Annotated in this window: 19 protein-coding genes; 9 read left to right on the plus strand and 10 right to left on the minus strand. The window is 53.9% G+C overall.

The window, feature by feature from the left end:
• The first annotated feature begins 345 nt into the window (after positions 1-345).
• Positions 346-498: a Hok/Gef family protein gene (locus RT197_RS15465; protein WP_312952041.1), complete on the plus strand. Its 153-nt coding sequence runs from the start codon at positions 346-348 to the stop codon at positions 496-498.
• 62 nt (positions 499-560) lie between these two features.
• Here RT197_RS15465 and gltP read toward each other — a convergent pair whose 3' ends face one another.
• Positions 561-1,874 carry a glutamate/aspartate:proton symporter GltP gene (gene gltP / locus RT197_RS15470; protein ID WP_312952042.1) on the minus strand — a complete coding sequence of 438 codons (1,314 nt, stop codon included), beginning with the start codon at positions 1,872-1,874 and terminating at the stop codon, positions 561-563.
• Between the two features lie 415 nt (positions 1,875-2,289).
• Here gltP and acs point away from each other — a divergent pair, with 415 nt between their 5' ends.
• The 3 genes from acs to actP all read left to right on the plus strand — a co-directional run bounded on the left by acs (position 2,290) and on the right by actP (position 6,276).
• Positions 2,290-4,248, plus strand: a complete 1,959-nt coding sequence (gene acs, locus RT197_RS15475; protein WP_312952043.1) for an acetate--CoA ligase — start codon at positions 2,290-2,292, stop codon at positions 4,246-4,248.
• Between the two features lie 67 nt (positions 4,249-4,315).
• A complete protein-coding gene (locus RT197_RS15480; protein WP_312952044.1) occupies positions 4,316-4,630 on the plus strand; it encodes a DUF485 domain-containing protein in 315 nt (104 codons plus the stop codon).
• A complete protein-coding gene (actP, locus tag RT197_RS15485; RefSeq protein ID WP_312952045.1) occupies positions 4,627-6,276 on the plus strand; it encodes a cation/acetate symporter ActP in 1,650 nt (549 codons plus the stop codon). The genes RT197_RS15480 and actP overlap by 4 nt, the downstream gene beginning before the upstream one ends.
• Before the next feature lie 283 nt (positions 6,277-6,559).
• Here actP and RT197_RS15490 read toward each other — a convergent pair whose 3' ends face one another.
• On the minus strand, positions 6,560-8,122 hold the full coding sequence (locus tag RT197_RS15490) for a hypothetical protein (protein WP_312952046.1): 1,563 nt from the start codon (positions 8,120-8,122) through the stop codon (positions 6,560-6,562).
• 47 nt (positions 8,123-8,169) lie between these two features.
• On the opposite strand from RT197_RS15490, the gene RT197_RS15495 reads away from it, so the two are divergent.
• Together RT197_RS15495 and RT197_RS15500 are read left to right on the plus strand one after the other, a co-directional pair.
• Positions 8,170-9,462, plus strand: coding sequence for a Gfo/Idh/MocA family oxidoreductase (locus RT197_RS15495; protein WP_312952047.1), 1,293 nt, complete (start codon positions 8,170-8,172; stop codon positions 9,460-9,462).
• 95 nt (positions 9,463-9,557) lie between these two features.
• Positions 9,558-10,853, plus strand: a complete 1,296-nt coding sequence (locus RT197_RS15500) for an ABC transporter substrate-binding protein (RefSeq protein WP_312952048.1) — start codon at positions 9,558-9,560, stop codon at positions 10,851-10,853.
• Positions 10,854-10,890: 37 nt separating this feature from the next.
• Here RT197_RS15500 and RT197_RS15505 read toward each other — a convergent pair whose 3' ends face one another.
• Positions 10,891-11,580: an LrgB family protein gene (locus RT197_RS15505; protein WP_312952049.1), complete on the minus strand. Its 690-nt coding sequence runs from the start codon at positions 11,578-11,580 to the stop codon at positions 10,891-10,893.
• On the minus strand, positions 11,577-11,984 hold the full coding sequence (locus RT197_RS15510) for a CidA/LrgA family protein (protein WP_312952050.1): 408 nt from the start codon (positions 11,982-11,984) through the stop codon (positions 11,577-11,579). Before RT197_RS15510 ends, RT197_RS15505 begins: the two co-directional genes overlap by 4 nt.
• A gap of 105 nt (positions 11,985-12,089) precedes the next feature.
• On the opposite strand from RT197_RS15510, the gene RT197_RS15515 reads away from it, so the two are divergent.
• Positions 12,090-12,977, plus strand: coding sequence for a LysR substrate-binding domain-containing protein (locus RT197_RS15515; RefSeq protein WP_312952051.1), 888 nt, complete (start codon positions 12,090-12,092; stop codon positions 12,975-12,977).
• 34 nt (positions 12,978-13,011) lie between these two features.
• On the opposite strand, the gene RT197_RS15520 is transcribed toward RT197_RS15515, so the two are convergent.
• From RT197_RS15520 to soxR, 4 genes are all read right to left on the minus strand, one after another.
• Positions 13,012-14,658, minus strand: a complete 1,647-nt coding sequence (locus RT197_RS15520) for a Na+/H+ antiporter (protein WP_312952052.1) — start codon at positions 14,656-14,658, stop codon at positions 13,012-13,014.
• 142 nt (positions 14,659-14,800) lie between these two features.
• Positions 14,801-16,150 (minus strand): NCS2 family permease, encoded by a 1,350-nt coding sequence (locus RT197_RS15525; RefSeq protein ID WP_312952053.1) that lies wholly within the window; start codon positions 16,148-16,150, stop codon positions 14,801-14,803.
• Between the two features lie 379 nt (positions 16,151-16,529).
• Positions 16,530-17,198 carry a glutathione S-transferase gene (locus RT197_RS15530; RefSeq protein WP_312952054.1) on the minus strand — a complete coding sequence of 223 codons (669 nt, stop codon included), beginning with the start codon at positions 17,196-17,198 and terminating at the stop codon, positions 16,530-16,532.
• A 51-nt stretch (positions 17,199-17,249) separates the two neighbouring features.
• A complete protein-coding gene (gene soxR, locus RT197_RS15535; RefSeq protein WP_312952055.1) occupies positions 17,250-17,708 on the minus strand; it encodes a redox-sensitive transcriptional activator SoxR in 459 nt (152 codons plus the stop codon).
• A gap of 83 nt (positions 17,709-17,791) precedes the next feature.
• On the opposite strand from soxR, the gene soxS reads away from it, so the two are divergent.
• The gene (gene soxS / locus RT197_RS15540; RefSeq protein ID WP_312952056.1) at positions 17,792-18,121 is read left to right on the plus strand and encodes a superoxide response transcriptional regulator SoxS; all 330 of its coding nucleotides are present in this window, start codon (positions 17,792-17,794) and stop codon (positions 18,119-18,121) included.
• Here the strand turns inward: soxS and RT197_RS15545 are convergent.
• Positions 18,106-19,695: an EAL domain-containing protein gene (locus RT197_RS15545; protein ID WP_312952057.1), complete on the minus strand. Its 1,590-nt coding sequence runs from the start codon at positions 19,693-19,695 to the stop codon at positions 18,106-18,108. The two genes, soxS and RT197_RS15545, sit on opposite strands and share 16 nt — an antisense overlap.
• Positions 19,696-20,545: 850 nt before the next feature.
• On the opposite strand from RT197_RS15545, the gene RT197_RS15550 reads away from it, so the two are divergent.
• Positions 20,546-20,827 (plus strand): YjcB family protein, encoded by a 282-nt coding sequence (locus RT197_RS15550; protein ID WP_312952058.1) that lies wholly within the window; start codon positions 20,546-20,548, stop codon positions 20,825-20,827.
• 56 nt (positions 20,828-20,883) lie between these two features.
• Here the strand turns inward: RT197_RS15550 and ssb1 are convergent, their stop codons facing one another.
• On the minus strand, positions 20,884-21,423 hold the full coding sequence (gene ssb1 / locus RT197_RS15555; protein WP_312952059.1) for a single-stranded DNA-binding protein SSB1: 540 nt from the start codon (positions 21,421-21,423) through the stop codon (positions 20,884-20,886).
• Positions 21,424-21,453: the final 30 nt, after the last annotated feature.

Consider the following 21,453-nt stretch of genomic DNA (forward strand, 5'->3'; position numbering starts at 1 on the left):
AGGCGGGGAAACCCGCCTGGCTTGTGAGGAGCAGAGGTCTTAATGCGCCCTTAAACTTTTCACGCTATTATTATTGACTGCATTTATATATAAACCAGCCATGTGATCTTCATTCCAGAAATAATGCAATTACCTGCCAGAATTACATGCCGTTTTCTCTTTAATTTTCAGCCAGAACGAATATGATATCCGGCGGGTGCTTAAGGCTTTCTGTCTTGAGCATAATAAGTGAGGGATAGAAAGCAGAAAGCCCCGGGCAATGTTTCCATTAACCCGAGGCTATCCCTCAACTCCACACAAGTTGAGATTAGCCTCTTACCCTTTTTTTTGCAAGGAGTAAAAGGCATGACGCCATTGAAATATGTGTTAGCGGTCTTATTAGTGGTTTGTCTAACAATAGTGATTTTTACCTTTATTAATCGCGGAAGACTCTGCGAGCTGTCAATAAAGAGTGAGCATCAGGAGGTGGCGGCGAAGCTGGCCTGTAAAGCCGGTTAAACTCACCAGGCGGGGAAACCCGCCTGGCTTGTGAGGAGCAGAGGTCTTAATGCGCCCTTAAATTATTGATTCGCGGTCTTATCAAATTTGCCCAGCATTTCACGCTCATAGGCCAGAGCCTTTTTGCGGTCAAATTTGTGTTCCCACTTGGCGATCACCAGTACCGCCAGCGCGTTACCGACCACGTTAAGCGCGGTACGTGCCATATCGAGGATACGGTCGACGCCTGCAATAAACGCCAGCCCTTCCAGCGGAATACCTACGCTGCCCAGCGTCGCCAACAGCACCACAAAGGAAACGCCCGGCACGCCCGCAATCCCTTTTGACGTCACCATCAGCGTCAGCACCAGGATGATCTCCTGACCCAGCGAGAGATCGATCCCGTAGAGCTGGGCGATAAAGATGGCCGCGATGCTCTGGTACAGCGTGGAGCCGTCGAGGTTAAAGGAATAACCGGTGGGGACCACAAAGCTGGTAATTGACGCCGGTGCGCCGTAGGCTTCCATTTTCTCGATAATGCGCGGCAGCACGCTCTCGGAACTGGCGGTTGAGTAGGCGAGGATCAGTTCGTCTTTCAGAATGCGGATCAGCGTCCAGATGCTGAGTTTACACAGCCGCGCGACGCAGCCCAGCACCACCAGCGCAAAGAAGACAATCGCGAAATGCACCAGCAGAACCAGTTTCGCCAGCGGCCACAGCGAAGCAAAACCAAAATTCGCCACCGTCACCGAAATCAGCGCAAAGACGCCGACCGGCGCGTAGCGCATCACCATATGCGTGACTTTAAACATGGTCTCCGAGATGGAGCGGAACACCGTCACCAGCGGCTCACGGTGGGTGGCAGGCAGTGAGGAAAGCCCAAGGCCAAAGAGCACGGAGAAGAAGATAATCGCCAGCATATCGCCCTTCGCCATTGACGCAACGATGTTCGTCGGCACCAGCGACAGAATAGTCCCCATCAAACCGTGCGCATGGCTTTGCACTTCCGCCGTCGTACTCTGGTATTTCGAAATATCCACCGTCGCCAGTTGCGCCATATCAATCCCGGCTCCCGGCTGGAAGACGTTTGCCAGCGTGATCCCCAGAATAATGGCGACCGTAGTGATCACTTCGAAATAGAGAATGGTTTTCGCGCCAATACGGCCAAGCTGTTTTGCATCGCCGACACCCGCGATCCCCACAATCAACGTGGAAATAACGATAGGGACGACTATCATTTTTATAAGGTGGATAAAGATATCCCCTGCCGGAGAGAGCAGGTTCGCAATCAGCCATTCACGATTATCCGCGTGGTAATGGAGGTAACTGCCCAGCAGAATGCCCAGCACAAGGGCCAGCAAAATCTGCCATGCCAGGCTGAGTTTTATGTTTTTCATAACAACGGACTTCCTTAACGAACTGCGTCATCCACAAATGTGAATGATGCCTGGTGAAAGGTATGAAATTGTGTCGCGTCCTTTTTTAGGATTTTTTGTCGCGCATAATCAGTACCATTTGCCGGGTATCCTGCGCAACCCTTTCACAACGGCGTTGTTGATGAAAAATGCAGGTGGTAAACAGAGTTATAGGCAGTTACGTTCTATAACCTTTTGTTATAAATAAATAATATTGCACGATAATTATAATAATCATCATTTCAAACTATTACGCTTCAAAGATTCGTTTGCTGGTTTTTCAAACAGTACATTTAATGCGTGATCTGCCGCCCAAAAAATAAACAAAGCTTCCCGCCCTCCTGTAATTAACGTTTATGTGACATATCATTAACATCTTACAAGGAGAAAAAAAGCCATGAGCCAAATACACAAACATGCCATTCCCGCAAATATTGCGGAAAACTGCCTGATCAACCCGGAGCAGTACGAAGAAAAATATCAACAGTCCATTACCGATCCCGACACCTTCTGGGGCGAGCAGGGCAAAATCCTTGACTGGATCCAGCCTTATCAGAAGGTGAAAAACACCTCCTTCGCTCCCGGCAATATTTCTATTAAATGGTATGAAGACGGAACGCTGAATCTGGCGGCCAACTGTCTCGATCGCCATTTGCAGGCGCGCGGTGACCAGACCGCAATTATCTGGGAAGGCGACGATGCCAGCCAAAGCAAGCATATTTCTTACCGGGAACTGCATCGCGATGTCTGCCGCTTTGCCAATACCTTGCAGGATCTGGGGATCAAAAAAGGCGACGTGGTGGCAATTTATATGCCGATGGTGCCGGAAGCGGCGGTGGCAATGCTGGCCTGCGCGCGTATTGGCGCGGTGCATTCGGTGATCTTCGGCGGATTCTCCCCGGAAGCGGTGGCCGGGCGTATCATCGACTCCAGTTCGCGGCTGGTGATCACGGCGGATGAAGGCATCCGCGCCGGGCGCAGCATCCCCCTGAAGAAAAATGTCGATGACGCGCTGAAAAATCCGAACGTTAACAGCGTGGAGCACGTTGTGGTGCTGAAGCGGACCGGCGGTAAGGTTGACTGGCATGAGGGACGCGACCTGTGGTGGAGCGATCTGATTGAGCAGGCCAGCGCCGAACACCCGCCGGAAGAGATGAATGCAGAAGATCCGCTGTTTATCCTTTATACCTCCGGCTCCACCGGCAAGCCTAAAGGCGTACTGCATTCGACCGGCGGTTATCTGGTTTATGCCGCAACCACCTTTAAATACGTCTTCGATTACCATCCCGGTGAAATTTACTGGTGTACCGCCGACGTGGGCTGGGTCACCGGGCATAGCTATCTGCTGTACGGTCCGCTGGCCTGCGGGGCGACAACGCTGATGTTTGAAGGCGTGCCAAACTGGCCGACCCCGGCGCGTATGGCGCAGGTGGTGGACAAGCATAAGGTCAATATTCTCTACACCGCGCCGACGGCTATTCGCGCGCTGATGGCGGAAGGCGATAAAGCGACCGAAGGCACTGACCGTAGCTCGCTGCGCATTCTTGGTTCGGTGGGCGAGCCGATTAACCCGGAAGCGTGGGAGTGGTACTGGAAAAAAATCGGCAATGAAAAATGCCCGGTCATGGATACCTGGTGGCAGACCGAAACCGGCGGCTTTATGATCACCCCGCTGCCCGGCGCAATTGAACTCAAAGCCGGTTCCGCCACCCGCCCGTTCTTTGGCGTGCAGCCTGCGCTGGTCGATAATGAAGGCAATCCGCAGGAAGGCGCGACCGAAGGCAATCTGGTGATTACTGATTCCTGGCCCGGTCAGGCACGCACGCTGTTTGGCGATCACGATCGCTTTGAGCAAACCTATTTCTCGACCTTTAAAAACCAGTATTTCAGCGGTGACGGCGCGCGCCGTGATGAAGACGGCTACTACTGGATCACCGGACGCGTGGATGACGTTCTTAACGTTTCCGGTCACCGACTGGGCACGGCCGAAATTGAATCCGCGCTGGTTGCGCATCCGAAAATCGCCGAAGCGGCGGTGGTCGGCATTCCGCACAACATCAAAGGTCAGGCCATTTATGCTTATGTGACCCTCAACCACGGTGAAGAACCTTCGGCGGAGCTGTATTCCGAAGTGCGCAACTGGGTACGTAAAGAGATCGGCCCGCTGGCGACGCCAGATATTTTGCACTGGACCGACTCGCTGCCGAAAACGCGCTCCGGCAAAATCATGCGCCGTATTCTGCGCAAAATCGCCGCCGGAGACACCAGCAACCTGGGCGATACCTCTACGCTTGCCGATCCTGGCGTGGTGGAAAAACTGCTCGAAGAAAAGCAGGCGCTGGCGATGCCTTCATAATCCCTCACCCCTACCCTCTCCCGTCAGGGAGAGGGAAAAACAACAATAACCCTCTGGAGACTCTGTGATGAATGACACCATTTATCAGCGGATAGAACATAGTGCGCATTTCAGGGAGCTGGTTCATAAACGGCAGCGTTTCGCCGTGATCCTCTCGCTGATCATGCTGGTCATTTACGTCGGCTTTATTTTGTTGATTGCCTTCGCACCTGGCTGGCTGGGCACGCCTCTGCACGCAGGCACCAGCGTCACGCGCGGCATTCCGATTGGGATCGGCGTGATTGTGATTTCTTTTGTCCTGACCGGCGTTTACGTCTGGCGGGCCAACAGTGAATTTGATCGCCTGAACAATGCCGTTATCCGCGAGGTAAATGCACCATGAAAAGAGTCCTGACGGCGCTTGCCGCCACGCTGCCTTTTAGCGTCCATGCTGCCGATGCCATTACCGGCGCGGTCGAACGCCAGCCGACCAACTGGCAGGCGATCATCATGTTCCTGATTTTCGTGGCGCTGACCCTTTACATCACGTACTGGGCCTCCAAACGGGTACGTTCGCGCAGCGATTACTATACGGCAGGCGGCAACATTACGGGTTTTCAGAACGGGCTGGCGATTGCCGGTGACTTTATGTCTGCCGCCTCGTTTCTCGGCATTTCGGCGCTGGTTTATACCTCCGGCTACGATGGCCTGATTTATTCGCTCGGTTTCCTGGTTGGCTGGCCGATTATTCTGTTTCTCATCGCCGAGCGTCTGCGTAACCTTGGACGCTTCACCTTTGCCGATGTCGCCTCCTACCGCCTGAAACAGGGGCCGATTCGTATCCTCTCCGCCTGCGGCTCGCTGGTGGTGGTGGCGCTGTACCTGATCGCGCAGATGGTCGGCGCGGGTAAGCTCATCGAACTGTTGTTCGGTCTGAATTACCATATCGCGGTTGTACTGGTGGGCGTGCTGATGGTGATGTACGTACTCTTTGGCGGTATGCTCGCCACCACCTGGGTGCAAATTATTAAGGCCGTGCTGCTGCTGTTCGGCGCGAGTTTTATGGCCTTTATGGTCATGAAGCATGTCGGTTTCAGCTTTAATAACCTGTTCAACGAGGCGATGGCGGTGCATCCGAAAGGGGCGGCGATTATGAGCCCCGGCGGACTGGTGAAAGATCCGATCTCCGCGCTGTCGCTGGGGCTGGGTCTGATGTTTGGTACTGCCGGTCTGCCGCACATTTTGATGCGTTTCTTCACCGTGAGCGATGCCCGCGAAGCCCGTAAAAGCGTCTTCTACGCCACCGGCTTTATGGGCTACTTCTACATCCTGACCTTTATTATTGGTTTCGGGGCTATCATGCTGGTCGGAGCCAATCCGGTGTTTAAAGATGCCGCAGGCGCGCTGATTGGCGGCAATAATATGGCGGCGGTACATCTGGCGGATGCGGTCGGCGGCAACCTGTTCCTCGGCTTTATTTCAGCGGTGGCCTTTGCCACTATTCTGGCGGTGGTCGCCGGATTAACGCTGGCGGGAGCGTCAGCGGTTTCGCACGATCTTTACGCCAACGTGTTCCGCAAAGGCGCATCGGAGCGTGATGAACTGAAGGTGTCGAAAATCACCGTGCTGGTGCTGGGCGTGGTGGCGATCCTGCTGGGGATCCTGTTTGAAAACCAGAACATCGCTTTCATGGTCGGCCTGGCGTTCTCAATCGCCGCGAGCTGTAACTTCCCGATTATTCTGCTGTCGATGTACTGGTCGAAGCTGACGACGCGAGGCGCGATGATTGGCGGCTGGCTGGGCTTATTAACGGCGGTGATCCTGATGATCCTCGGCCCGACGATTTGGGTGCAGATCCTCGGTCACACCTCAGCTATCTTCCCGTATGAGTACCCGGCGCTGTTCTCCATCGCCGTAGCGTTTATCGGCATCTGGATCTTCTCCGCCACCGATAACACGCCGGAAGGCAAGCTGGAGCGCGAACAGTTCCGCGCCCAGTTTATCCGCTCGCAAACCGGCATCGGCATCGAGCAGGGCCGCGCGCATTAATCTCACCGTTTTCCCCGGTCAACTGACCGGGGATGAATCAGCTAAAAGACATCCTGGCGGCGTAAGGTCAGGAATTGTCTTTCCCGCTCCTGCCGCTGGATCGCTTTCCGGGCCACCACGAAGTGACTAAAGTCACATTCGGCGCGCGGTAAAAAATGACCTCCGTCACACTCTTTTTTTTCACTTCGTGACGCGGGTAGCACTTCTCCTCCCTTCCCCTGCCTTCTCCCTTCTGCCGCGACGGTAAATGGCGACTTTTATGCCCCGGCTTTTTATTCTTATCTCATTCGGATTTAGCGAGACTACAGGCAAACCCTCTTAGCCGCTGCGGACTGATCAACAAGGGTAAAAACGGCGGTGCTGTCGAGGGCTCCAGCCAGCGGTCGAGGGTGTCGGCATAGCGTAAAAGCCGCTCCTGATGCTGACGCAGCGTATCAGCGGGCAGCGAGGCGTCGCCATAATGGTCGCACCACAACTCGTCGGCAATGGCATCGGCGACCTGGGCAAACATCTGACTATATATTTCCGCGCTTCGCCAGGCATTGAGCAGTCGCTCCAGGGTATCGTTCGGGCAGGCAATGCGGGGAAGAAGTTCGCGCAAGGACTGGACCGCGCGGGCGGCAAGAAAACAGGCATTCTCTTTCTCCAGCCGGATTAGCTGCCGCTGCTCAAGACCGAGGGCCATGTCATCTACCGGCATTAACGGCTGCCACGCCTGAAGCCAGTTGGCGCTGCGCGTGTCCATATGCAGCAGTTGCTGCGCCTGGGCGATGCTTGCCGGGATCTGGCTCTGATAATGCAAACGACGACCAAGCATATTGGGCGTTTTGCACAGCCAGTCATAACTGGCCTGAAGCACCTCCGCCAGACGCTGCCTGTCCTGTGAGGTGCGAAAACGCAGCTGATGCTGTTCCGACCACAGTTCGAACACCGAATCGGGCGTGCGCTGGTTGGCGACCCTAAGCCCTGGCAGGTTGATGTCGTTGACGGAGTCCATCACCCGGCTGTCAGGAAGCCACTGCCAGCTAATACGGGAAGTGATGGCTTCGATATCGTCACCGGCAACGCTGATTGCCCAGCTTAAACGACCGCGAATGTCGTCGGCCAGATAGCAAGGGAGAAGCGTCCAGCCGTAGCCGATCCCGAAGAGATCGTATTCGATCCATTTTTTATGTCCGGTAAGCGTGGCGATAGCGGGATGATTCGCAAAACCGGGGTGGTAGTCGAGTTCCGTCGCTTTAATCGAGGCGCGGACATCGGCAGGCAGCGCAGAAAGTACGCCGGTCAGTTGCTGACGCGGCCAGCTTTCATCAATGAAATCGCGCAGCACCAGCTTTTTGCCATGCCTGCGCAGCAGGCTCCAGGCATGATGCAGTGCCTGCTGCCAGCTCTCTGCCTGAAACGTTGGCGTCGTCAGACTGAGGATCACTCCGCTAAGGTGCGGCAAAGCCGTCAGTAGCGGCGTAAAAATCGTGGCATAAAAATGCGACCAAAAATCCGGGGTGCTGTTTTCATCGAAAGCAAACTCCGGGAATTTACGCCGGATAATATCATCGGTGGGCGCGGCTTCGCCCTGTAACCAAAAGGATAAATTATTTTCCTGTAAATAACGATCGACCCGTTTTAAATAATGCAACGCGTAATGCTGTTGATGAATAAGATTTTCAACATTTACCCGCTGACTTAATGGCGAAGGCGTTGCCAGAATAGAAAAAAGTTCCTGTTGGTGCAGGATGATCCCGGTGAAACCATGCTGTTTCGCACATTCCACGCCCTGAATAAACCAGGGCCAGTGCCAGATAAACGTGCTGTTTAATTCGATTAACTGGTGCGGGATGCGTTTCATCGTTTCGTCCTGATAACGTTAATGGCTTTATCATAATCGAGGATGCTATGAAAAAATATGCGCTGGTTGGCACGGGCGGACGTGCAGGTTTATATATTTCAGCCATCGGCGGCAAATGGCGGGATAACACTCAGTTAGTCGCATTTTGCGACACCAACCAAACGCGAATGGATTACGCCAACCAGCGGCTACAAGAGGCAGGCGCAGAGCCAGTGCCGACGTGGAAAGCGCCGCAGTTTGAGGAGATGATCCGCACAACCCGGCCGGATATTATTATCGTCACCACGATGGATCGCACCCATGATGACTATATTGTCCGCGGCCTGCGCGCGGGCTGCGACATCATCACTGAAAAGCCGATGACCATTGATGAACAACGCGCGCTGCGTATTCTTGATGCGATTGAAGAAACCGGGCACACCGTGCGCGTCGCCTTTAATTATCGCTACGCGCCGCACCATAGCAAAATACGTGAACTGCTAATGGAAGACGTTATTGGTCACATCCATTCCGTGCATTTTGAATGGCTGCTGAATACCGAACATGGCGCAGATTATTTCCGGCGCTGGCACCGGGAAAAACGGAATAGCGGCGGCCTGCTGGTTCATAAATCGACTCACCATTTCGATCTGATGAACTTCTGGCTGAACAGTTATCCAGAACGTGTTTATGCCGAAGGCGGGCTGCGCTTTTACGGTAAAGAAAATGCGGAAAAGAGAGGCATAACGGATTTTTATCCGCGCACTCACGGTTATCGCCAGGCGCAGAACGATCCGTTTGCGCTGCATATGGAAGATAACGCCCAGCTCAAAGCGCTGTATCTCGATGCGGAACATGAAGATGGTTATTTTCGCGACCAGAACGTGTTCAGCGATGGCATTACCATCGAAGACACTCTGTCGGTGCTGGTGAAATATCAGAATCAGGTGCAGCTGACCTACTCGCTGAATGCTTATCTGCCGTGGGAAGGACTGAACGTGGTTTTCAACGGCAGCGAAGGTCGCCTGGAGATGAAAATCGTTGAGAAATCTTATGTTAACGCCGGAGGGAAGCGCGAAAATGAAGGCAGTCTGGAACACTGCGATATCACCGTATTCCCGATGTTCGCCGCACCGTGGAAAGTGGAATTCACGTCAGGTGAAGGCGGTCACGGCGGCGGCGATAACGCGATGCTGGCCGATCTGTTCGGCGAGCCGGAACATGACCCGCTCCAGCGCGCAGCCGATCATCAGGCAGGGGCGATGTCGATCCTGACCGGAATTGCCAGCAATATCTCCATCCAGCAGCAGCGTCCGGTGAATTTCCGTGAATTTACGCTGGTTGCCCGACTGAAAATATAGCCCGTGCCCTTTAACGACGCGGCAAGACGCCGCGTCGTCTCCTGGTGAGTATTTTGCCGTTACTCACCGGCGTATGTCTGTCCAGGAGAAGCACAATGAAAACCAGAATTGCCGTTGCCTTTTCAGCATTATTATTACTTTGCCCGCCCGTTTTTGCCGCCCAGCCTGTTGAATTACGCATGTCCTGGTGGGGCGGGAATAGCCGTCATCAGGCCACTTTAAAAGCGCTTGCGGCCTTTGAAAAGAAATATCCCGATATCAAAGTGAAAGCCGAATATACCGGCTGGGAAGGACATCAGTCCCGCCTCAGCACGCAAATAGCCAGCGGTACGGAACCGGATATCATGCAAACTAACTGGCCGTGGCTACCGATATTTTCGAAGGACGGCAACGGCTATTATGATATTTATCAGCTAAAGGAATGGGTCGATCTCACGCAATTCGACGCGCGGGATCTGCTTCCTGTAACCCTCAATGACAAACTGAACGGCTTGCCCATTTCCGTTAATGCGCCAGTGTTTTATTACAATACAGAAACGTGGAAACAGGCGGGTATCGCTTACCCTGAAACCTGGGAGGCACTTTTCGCTGCCGGAAAAACGTTTAAAGAAAAACTGGGCAATGATTATTACCCGTTAGTGATGGTGAATCAGGATGTGCTCCTGATGATCAACAGCTACATGATGCAAAAATATAACCTGCCGATGTTCGATGCGCAGAAAAAGATCATGCCCTGGAGCGACGAGCAGTGGCTGGATGCCTTTCGCTTTCTCCAGCGCCTGAAGGACGATCACGTCATTCCTGGCCCCCGCACGCTGGCTTCTTACGGCAAGGGCTACGACTATGAAATGAAACCGTGGATCAATAATAAATGGGGCGGAGCCTATACATGGAATGTGTCTGTCCGAATGTATATAAATAATCTTGCCCCGCCCGCAACGCTGGTCACCGGGAAATATCCGGTATTACCGCAGGCTAAAGATGCCGGTATCTATTTTAAAGTCGCCCAGATGTTTTCGGTGGCGAAATCGACAAAACACCCGCGCGAAGCGGCAATGCTGCTGAATTTCCTGCTAAACGATAAAGACGCGGCGCTGGCGTTGGGTCTGGAGCGCGGCATTCCGCTGGGCAAAACGGCGGTAGAGACGCTCACCCGTCATGAGGTGATTAAGAAAAACGATCCTATGGTCGCGGGGCTGAATCTGGTGCAGGCATTGCCCAGTAATATGGTTGCCACACCGTGGATTGAAGATAATCAAATCGTGGACCAGTTCACCACGGCCTGGGAAAATATGGATTACGGCAGGCAAACCACCGGGCAGGCGGCGGCGACGTTTAAACAGCAGGCCGAACGCATTCTGCGTAAGCTGACGCGGGCCAGAGATCGGTAAAATCGCGGTTCTCCCCGGCCAGGCGACCGGGGAGCTTTCAGAACATCACCCACGCCACCAGCGGCGCGATAAGCACCATCAGAATGCCGGAAAGCATCATCACCAGACTGGCAATCACCCCTTCCTGTGGGCCTAATTCCCACGATCGCGCCGTTCCCGCGCCGTGCGAGGCTGCGCCAAAACCCGCGCCTTTCGCCATTCCCGCCTGAATGGAGAGGCGCAAAAACAGCATATCGCCCACTGCCATGCCGAATACGCCAGTAACCACCACAAATAGCGCCACCAGATCGGGCTGGCCTCCCAGCGGCTGCGCCGCCGCCAGCGCAAACGGCGTGGTCACAGAACGCACCGCCAGGCTGCGCTGGATTTCATCGGGCAGCATAAACAGCCGCGCCAGCCAGACTGAGCTGGTGACGGCAACCACCGTCGCGGTGATGACGCCCGCTGAAAGCGACATCCAGTGGCGACGGATGATTTTCAGATTGTCATAGACCGGCACGGCAAACGCCACCGTCGCCGGACCCAGCAGCCACAGCAGCCAGTGCGTCTCACCAAGATAATTTTGATAAGAGATATGGCCGAAGACCAGCATCAGCACCAGTAAAACCGGCGTGAGCACCAGCGGCATCAAGGGCAGTCGGCGAAAGCGTCGGTAGAGCCGCTTATTGGCATAGTAAAGCGCCAGGGTGATTGCCAGGCACAGCAGGCTAAGCGCAAACTGACTCATCGTTTTTCTCGGGTTAATTCATAGCGGTAGACTTTGTCGACAACCCAGGCGGTTGCGCCCAGCACCATCAGCGTACTCAATGCGATCACCGCGAAGATGCGCCAGCCTTCTACCCTCAGCAACTGGCTATAATTGACTACCGCCACCACCGCAGGCACAAAAAACAGCAGCATCTCGGCCAGCAGCCAGCGCGATCCGGCGCGGACCCACGGCAACGGGACCGCCCGGCAAACAATTAATGCCAGCAGCATCAGCATTCCAACCAGATTGGCGGGCAGCGGTAAATGTAACCATGCGACGAGGTACTCAGCGATCACGAATAACCCGGCGTAAAGTAATACCTGTACCGGGATCTGAAGATAGCGCACCACGGCAGGCATCACGCGCCCGGAGGCCACAGCCATTTGAATAATTCCTGGGAAAATGAAACAGAAGCGGCATTATAGTGAGCGCCTGACGGCGACTGAAATGAATTAAAATCATCGCTCCCATAGTCTGAAGGAATAACGATGGATCTAAGAACGCTGCGCTATTTTGTTGAAGTGGTTCGCCAGCAGAGTTTCACGCGGGCGGCGGAGCGGCTTTTCGTCACCCAGCCAACCATCAGCAAAATGCTAAAAAATCTGGAAGATGAGCTGAACTGTACCCTGCTCATTCGCGACGGGCGCAGGCTGCTGCTCACCGATACCGGGCGCGTCGTTTTTGAACGGGGGCTGGCGATCCTCGGCGAGTTTAACCAGCTTGAAGCTGAGTTAAGCGATATCAACCACCTCAATAAAGGGCTGTTACGGCTGGGCATTCCGCCGATGGTGGGCGTGTTAATGGCAGGCCCGATTAGCCTGTTTCGCCAGCGCTATCCGGGCGTGGAGCTAAAGATTTCTGAATTCGGCGGCCTGACCGTGCAGCAGGCGGTCATGAACGGTGAGCTGGACGTGGCGATGACCGCGCTGCCGGTGGAGGAAGAAAGCGGCCTGACCACCCAGCCGTTGTTCAGCCATCCGCTTTGCGTGCTGGTGCCGCGATCCGGCGACTGGCTAAGCTGCGAAACCATTTCTCCTCGCCAGCTCGCCGCGCATCCGCTGCTGATTTATAACGAGGATTTTGCCCTCAGCCGCCAGTTAATGCAGCTTTTTAGCCAGCATAACGTCAAGCCGCGTATTGCGGTGCGGAGCGGGCAATGGGATTTTCTGGCGGCGATGGTGCAGGCGGGCGTAGGGCTGGCCGTTCTCCCGGAACCGATATGTCAGCGGCTGGATAAAGCCACGGTACGCTGGCTACCGCTGCAAAGCGATTTACGCTGGCAGTTAGGGATGATCTGGCGGGAAGGCGTGTATTTGTCGCACAGCGCCAGAGCGTGGCTGACGTGCTGTGAAGGGTTCTGGCTACCGGAGAAATAGCCGCCCTTCTTCCATAAAGAAGAAGGGCTGACCGTTATTTATGCTCAACCAGTAAGGCTTCCAGCAAATCTAAATCGTGCAGCAGCTTTTGCAGCGTTTCATTGCTGATTTGCCGGGTGGCACGCAGATGATAAAGCTCGGCACGTTCAGATCGCAGCGCGGCAAGGCGGAAGCGGCGCTCCAGATTTTCCTCCTGGAATGAGTTTTCCACATCGTTACGCCCGTCAGCGCGACGGCGCAGGTTGCCAATCACCCGCGAACTGACTTCACGCAGCAGCTGATTGTCGATGTTTTCCTCGGCGTTAGTCGCCAGACGCTCTTCCATTTTTTCAATCGCGACGATAGCGACGTCTGCCGTTGCCGCCCGCGCCAGCCGTTCCTCTTTTAACTGCTGCGAATGATCGCGCACGTCAATTTGCTGAAGCAGCATTGGCAGCACAATCACGCCAACAAACAGCGAGAAGAGGATTACCCCGGCGGCGAGAAAGACCAGCTCATAACGCGCCGGGAAACCGTTGCCGTCCGGCAGTAACAGCGGAATAGAGAGCACACCGGCCAGAGTAATGGCACCACGCACCCCGGCGACGGAGGCGATTAGCAGCTCGCGCGTACTCCATGACCCAAACTCCATCGGCTTGTTTTTCAGGAAGCGCAGGCTGAACTTTTTCATCGTCCACAGCCAGCCGAAGCGTACCAGCATCAGCGCGGCGTAGATCAGCACGATGTCGGTGAAGAGCATCCAGGTTTCAACGTTAGGATCGATTTCGGCCGCCGCCAGCGAGGACTCCAGAATGCCCGGCAGTTGCAGACCCAACAGTAGGAATACCATGCCGTTAAACACAAATTCCAGCATCGCCCAGGTGCTGTTTGCACGCAGGCGCATCGCCAGCGGCGCGGAGCGCATCACGCCAGAACGGGTGATGGTCATCCCTGCCGCCACCGCCGCCAGAATGCCGGAGACGCCAACATGTTCGGCAATCAGATAGGAGGCAAACGGCAGCAGGAACAGCAGAACAATTTGCGTGGCCGGTTCATCGCCACCCCAGCGGCTAAGAAAGCGCAAGGAACGGCCGTACAGCCAGCTGACGATAAAGCCCGCCAGCAGGCCGCCGATGGCGACTTTCATAAACTCAACGGTCGCGCCGCCGACGGTAAAGACCATCGTGCCCATCGCCACCGCGACGGCAAACTTCAGTGACACCAGGCCGGAGGCGTCATTCATCAACGCTTCGCCCTGAAGAATACCCATAATTTTCTTCGGGATCCGCCCCTCGCCCACAATCCCGGAGAGCGCTACCGCATCGGTCGGCGACAGCACGGCCGCCAGCGCGAACGCCGGAATTAACGGAATACCTGGCACCATCCAGTAGATGAGGAATCCTATCCCCGCTACCGTCACCAGTACCAGCGCCAGCGCGAGGCCGAAAATTTCCCGCCCGTGCTCCAGAAACTCGCGGGTCGGCGTTTTCCAGCCGTCAGCAAACAGAAGCGGCGGGATAAACAGGACCAGAAAGAGTTCTGGATCAAACTCAACATGCAGACCAAAGGTCGGCCAGGCCAGCAGCGCCCCGATGGCGATCTGCATCAACGGTAAAGGGATTTGAAAAGGTAGAACGCGTGTTACCACGCCAGAAAGTGAGACCACGAGGGTCATAATCAGTATTGTGAAGAATATTTCCATGCTGTCCCTGTTTGCTTTGTGTGAAATCAAGCGCACTGCGCATCTCTCATAGTAGAACACTGAGATGAACGGAAGGGAAACAGGATGTGGCTTAAAAACAAAAACGGGTGGCTAAAGCCACCCGTTTATGCTGCACGCAGACTTAAATGGCCCAGCCGCCCGCGTAAAAAATTACCAGCGCCAGCGCGATAATTACGGTGCCGAGGTTCAGCTTACGCCATTCGCCGGACACGATGCGCCCAATCACCAGCGCCGCAAAACCGATCATAATGCCCGTCACGATATTACAGGTCAGCACGATGAATACGGCGGTGATCAGCCCGCACATGGCATCGACAAAATCGGCAAAATCGATTTTCGCCACGTTGCTTAGCATCAGCAGGCCGACGTACATCAGCGCCGGAGCGGTGGCATAGGCCGGAACGAGATAAGAGAGCGGAGAGAGGAACAGGATCAGCAGGAACAGCACGCCAACGGTGATCGCCGTCAGGCCGGTCTTGCCGCCTGCCGCCGTTCCTGCCGCAGACTCGATATACACCGCTGCGGGTGCCGCGCCGACCAGGCCGGAGAACACGCTGCTCAGGGAGTCGGTGGTCAGCGCTTTGCCGCCGTTGATGATCTGCCCGTCTTTATCCAGCAGGTTGGCCTGGCCTGCGACCGCGCGAATGGTGCCGGTGGCATCAAATACGGCGGTCATCACCAGCGCCAGCACGCTCGGCAGCACCAGCGGATTCAGCGCGCCCATAATATCCAGGCTGCCAATCAGCGAATTACCGTTTGCGTCGCTTAACGACGGCATGGCAAAAATGCCGGAAAAATGGACGTTAGGATCGAAAAGCAGGCCGACCACTGAAATGCTGATAATGGTCAGCAGGATGCCGCCCGGCACTTTCAGTTTCTCCAGACCGATAATCATCGCCAGACCAATCAGCGACATAATCACCGGGAAGCTGTCGAAGTGGCCCAGCGTGACCGGTAAACCGTCAAGCGGGTTTTTGATCACCAGACCCACGCCGTTAGCGGCAATCAGCAGCAGGAACAGGCCAATACCAATCCCGGTACCGTGCGCGATGCCCTGCGGCAGGTTGCGCAAAATCCAGCTACGAATGCCGGTTGCGGAGATGACGGTGAACAGCACACCCATCAGGAATACCGCGCCAAGCGCAACCGGAATACTGATGTGCTGACCCAGTACCAGGCTAAATGCGGTAAAGGCGGTCAGCGAGATGGCGCAGCCAATCGCCAGCGGCAGGTTAGCCCACAGCCCCATCACGATGGAGCCAACGCCTGCGACCAGGCAGGTCGCCACAAACACCGCTGCGGGTGGAAAACCCGCTTTGCCGAGCATCCCCGGCACCACAATCACGGAGTAGACCATCGCCAGAAAGGTGGTCAGACCGGCGACAATCTCCTGACGAACGGAGCTGCCGCGAGCAGAAATTTTAAACCAGGCGTCAAGTGAACCGCCGGTACGCGCTGAAGGCGTAGACATAGAAAACATCCCCTGAGAATTTTTATCTTTCGTTGGTAAGCGTGGTGGACCATCCACTGCCAGCTAAACGTCATCTCCCTGTGCTGGATCACGGTAAAGAGGCACCGTAAAAAGCAAACGTTTAACTCCGCGCAAACAAAACGGCTTTAAAAGTTATCCGCTCATGCGAATAAGGACGAAAAAACCGCCTTAACCGCGCCCGCAGATAAAAGGCAAACGATTATCCAGCGTTTAACCCGCCTTTTTCAACTGAACTTTGCAACGATTGACGAAAATTCACCGGGGGTGATGAAGAAATCACCAGCAGATGCGCAAACGTTATCGTTTATGCGCAATCTGGCAACGTTTTAACTGCGAATTATTTGCAACCGCGCGGGTTTTATTCGCCCGGCAGCGTGAACGGGCCGCCTTTCTCAATTGCCGTCTGCCAGGCCGGGCGCATTTCCACGCGCGTTTTCCACGCCTTCAGATTAGGGAGATTATCGATACCGCCGCGTGAGAGCAGGGCAAAAACCGGGAAGCTCATCTGGACATCGGCCATGCTCAGATTTTCTCCGGCAAACCACGGGGTATGCGCAAGCTCAGCCTCAATAAAACGCGCGTGGGTTTCGATCTGCTTATTGAGATAGGCTTTCTGTACGCCCTGCCCCAGCGCGTTACCCAGCGTACGCAGGCCAAACGGCACTGGTGGCTTGCCGAGACGCCCGAAAATCAGCTTCATTAGTAGCAGCGGCATCAGCGATCCTTCGGCGTAGTGCAGCCAGAAGCGGTACTTCAGCTTTTGCTCTTTATCCTGCGGCTGAAGCTGGTGGGTGGGATCGTAATACTCTTCCAGATACTCAAGGATCGCACCGGATTCGGCGATAATCAGCCCGTTATCCTCCAGCACCGGCGATTTGCCCAGCGGATGCACTTTCTTCAGCGCGTCCGGGGCAAGCATGGTTTTCTCGCGCTGATAATGCACGATTTCATACGGCAGCTTCAGTTCCTCAAGCGCCCAGAGCACGCGCTGCGAGCGCGACTGGTTAAGATGATGCACCTTCAGCATACATTTCTCCTGTAGTTTGACCTGATTAACTATAGGAGAGGTTCCGCCTTTCTACTCCTCTTCCAGCAGACGCGCGCCGGTACCCTCTTCCCCCAGTTTGTCGCCGGGATTACGCAGCGGGCAGTCGCGCCGCGAAAGACAGCCGCAGCCGATACAGCCGTCAAGCTGATCGCGCAGTGCAACCAGCGTATGAATGCGCCGATCCAGCTCCTCGCGCCACTGGGAGGAAAGATGCTGCCATTCTTTGGCGCTCAGGTTATGCCCTTCCGGCAGGACGCCGAACGATTCGCCAATCGTCGCCAGCGGAATGCCGATGCGCTGGGCAATCTTAATGATCGCCACATAGCGCAACACGTCGCGCGAGTAGCGCCGCTGATTGCCGCTGTTACGAATACTCTTAATTAAGCCCTTACTCTCGTAAAAATGCAGGGCCGATACCGCCACGCCGCTACGCCTGGCGACTTCACCCGGCGTCAGCAGCGCTTTTATACGTGGGGATCTCTTTTCCATAAAGCACTTTACCTCAAGTTAACTTGAGGAATTATACTCGCCCGCAGAGAAATGACGAATCTTAGATGAGAAGAGGCCGCTGTATGTCGCATCGCGAAATTATTCAAACGCTGATTGAATGGATTGATGAACATATCGATCAACCGCTTAACATTGATATGGTCGCCAGAAAATCAGGATATTCGAAGTGGTATTTACAGCGGATGTTCCGCGCGGTGATGCACCAGACTCTGGGCGATTACATCCGTCAGCGTCGGTTGCTGCTGGCGGCGGAAGCGTTACGCACCACCCAGCGTCCTATTTTTGATATCGCCATGGATCTGGGTTACGTCTCGCAGCAAACCTTTTCCCGCGTTTTCCGCCGCGAATTCGATCGCACGCCAACGGATTATCGTCATCAGATTTCAGCGTGATGCTTGCGCGGCTTCAACAGCCTGATGGGCTGCTGGAGCCAGTTGATAAACTCCTGCGGCGGCATGGCTTTGGCGAAGTGCCAGCCCTGGCAATACTGTACCCCACGCTTGAGCAGCCATGACACCTGCTCCGCCGTCTCTACCCCTTCTGCAATGGTTTTCAGCCGCAGGCTTTGCGCCATCTCAACAATATGCTCGGCGATCAGGTTATTGGTACTCAGGGTATCGATAAATGATTTATCAATTTTTAAAATATCGACATTCAGGGAATAGAGATTGTGCAGGTTGGAATAACCGGTGCCGAAATCGTCTATCGCCACTTCATAGCCCGCCTGGCGAAATGCCTGAATAACCGGGGTCGTTTTGGGTACATCAATAAACCCGCGTTCGGTGACTTCAATTTTGATTTGCTGCGCCAGCACGGAGTGTTTTTGTGCTTTATCCGAGATGAGAGCAATTAAGCGCGAAGAGTGAAAATCGGACGCCGATAAGTTAATGGAAATATAGAGCTCTGGATGTCCAGCAAGGAAATGGCCTAAATCAGAAAAAACTTCATCAACCACATAATCCGTGACATGTTCAATCAACCCTTCTTTTTCTGCCAGCGGAATAAATTCTCCCGGCCCCATAACCTGACCTTCAAATCCTGGCCAACGCAATAGCGCTTCAGCACCGACGCACTGGTTATTTTTAATATCGATAATGGGTTGATAATGCAGGCGAAGCTGGCGTTTTTGCAGCGCACGCTGGAGCAGACGGCGCGGGGAGTTGTACTCCCGGTGCGTTCGCGACCAGACCAGCAGGATCAAAATGCTGCAAATTATCCCCAGCGGCAGGGTTAAGGAAGCCTGATGGTAGAAATTATCGTGAAAGCGTGAAGCGGTGGTGGAGACAATAATGGCGATAGGCCGTCGTTCGGAGCGGGCAATGGTATAAAACCGTCCGTCATGCTGGAAGGTATAATCTTTATTAAGTAAAAGCTTTTTCAATATCGTCGGATTGGCCTGCTCGCTGACCGAGAAAAATTCATTGGTCACCGTATCATAAACACCATACGCCAGAGACTGGTCTTCAGAAATAACTTCACTGTAGGAAAGCGGATTGATCACGGCGACATAATTACCGCGTCGCATATAGTTCATTTTATAGCCAGGATAAAACGGCGTATCGCGATAATAATAAATATGCACATCGGGTTTACGCGAGTAATTTTCTTTCGGCATCAAGTAGGCTTGAGCGGGACGCGTAGTGGTTGAACAAATAAATTGATTGCCTGTGGCGTAGATTAAATCATCAACATACAGACGGCCATGAACAATATTAAGCATTCGCTGCTGATGCTGTGGACTACAAATGTCGCCGCGATATTGTTCCGCCGCATCGCGCGCGATGTCAGCCTGCCGAATTACTTTCTCCGTTTTATTGAGCGCAAGTTGCGCAAATGAACGGAGCTGATCGCGGGTTTCTGAAACGGCTCTTAAATGAGCAAACCATAGCGCAAGCATCACCGGCAGAAGAACTACCATGATGATCCCAAGAACTCTCAGCACCTTGCGTTGCGCGCTATGATTCATTTCAGCCTAATGTCCCTGCATTTTATGTGCCTGCGCTCCAGAGCGGATACTTTAGATAAACAGGTGATTACGTTGCATGAATCATACGACATTAGCAACCGACTTTTTATCGTAAAAACCTAATATTTGGTTATGAAGATAATATTTTTCCGTAAGCCAAACTTAAAGTGAACGTCACGTTTTTATTAAGGAGAGGAGAAAATGCGCATAATGCCGTAAAAAGAGAGAGTCGCCGGGGAAGTTACAATAGTGCGCTGTATATTTATGCAGCAACTGGTTGATGAGTTGTGTCATGAAAACAGTATATGCTGAATTCCATATACCACTTTTGGCAAAATGAGCGGAAGATTAACCGCGTGATAATTAAGTACTCGTTAAATTCAAAAAAAACGAGAGGGGATTGCACACTGCAATAAATCTGTACAAAAAAAATGACAAAAGAATTAAATGACCAGGCAAAATGGTGGGTTCAAAAGTTAATCATACGTACATTTAACTGTCCACTCGCTTTTTTTCAGAAACAGTTATACAGCGGTACATTTTAACGTAGCTTAAATCTTAATCATAATTTAACCATGAGGATGAACCCGCTACTTGCCGTTAAAAAAGTCAGTAAACAATATAGCTGAGTTTGTCCCGCGTGAAGGATGAAAATTTTTCATGGCCGCAATCGGGCAAAAATCCCGCTGCTGACTGGTGAATAAAAGAACAAATGTGATATAGTTCACACATCCTGTGAAACAGGAACGCCGTTTCATTACACTACTCGCCTGCTCCATGACCGCCCACGTTTTTACGAATCGGCTGTCAGGCCGAAGGCATGTCATTTTTTGATTGAGGATGAAGTTTCATGGCTACCATTACTACCAGCGTTGTTTTGCTGCGCTGGCCGCTGGTAAGCGCCGGGCTGATGTTTATCGCCAGTACGCTAAACGTTCAGTTCCGCAAAGCAGATTACATTGGTCTGGCGGTGATCAGTACCCTGCTTGGGCTTGTTGCAGCCTGCTGGTTTGCCACCGGGCTACTGGGCATTACGCTGGGTGATATGTCGGCGATTATGAATAATGTTAAAGAGGTGATGGTCGAAACCATGAGTAAGATGCCGCCAGACTGGCCAGTAGTCATTACCTGATCGACGCGGGGCGAAAGCACCAGCCCCGGTGAAGGAGCTGGTCGATGATAGTGTTCTTAGAACGGGATATCGTCGTCAAAGTCCATCGGCGGCTCGTTAGACGGTGCCGGTGCGGACTGCTGCTGCGGACGAGACTGCGCGCCGCCGCTGAACTGGTTGCCGCCGCCCTGAGGCTGCTGCTGTGGCTGCTGAGGCTGACCCCAACCGCCCTGCTGACCACCGCCTGCCGGAGCGCCGCCCTGCGGACGACCACCCAGCATTTGCATCACGCCGCCAATTTGCGGGACGTTGATCTCGGTGGTATAGCGTTCCTGACCACTCTGATCGGTCCATTTACGGGTACGCAGCTGGCCTTCGATATACACCTGAGAACCTTTACGCAGATACTCACCAGCAACTTCTGCCAGTTTGCCAAACATCACCACGCGGTGCCATTCGGTCTGCTCTTTTGTCTCACCGGTCTGCTTATCACGCCAGGATTCGGAAGTAGCCAGCGTGAAGTTGGCAACTGCACCACCACTCGGCATGTAGCGTACTTCCGGGTCCTGCCCCAGATTACCGACGAGAATCACCTTATTTACGCCTCTGCTGGCCATAATCGTGTCTCCTGAAAACGTTCTTAATGA

Origin of the sequence: Superficieibacter sp. (assembly GCF_032071645.1) — a bacterium.
Lineage (GTDB): Bacteria > Pseudomonadota > Gammaproteobacteria > Enterobacterales > Enterobacteriaceae > Superficieibacter.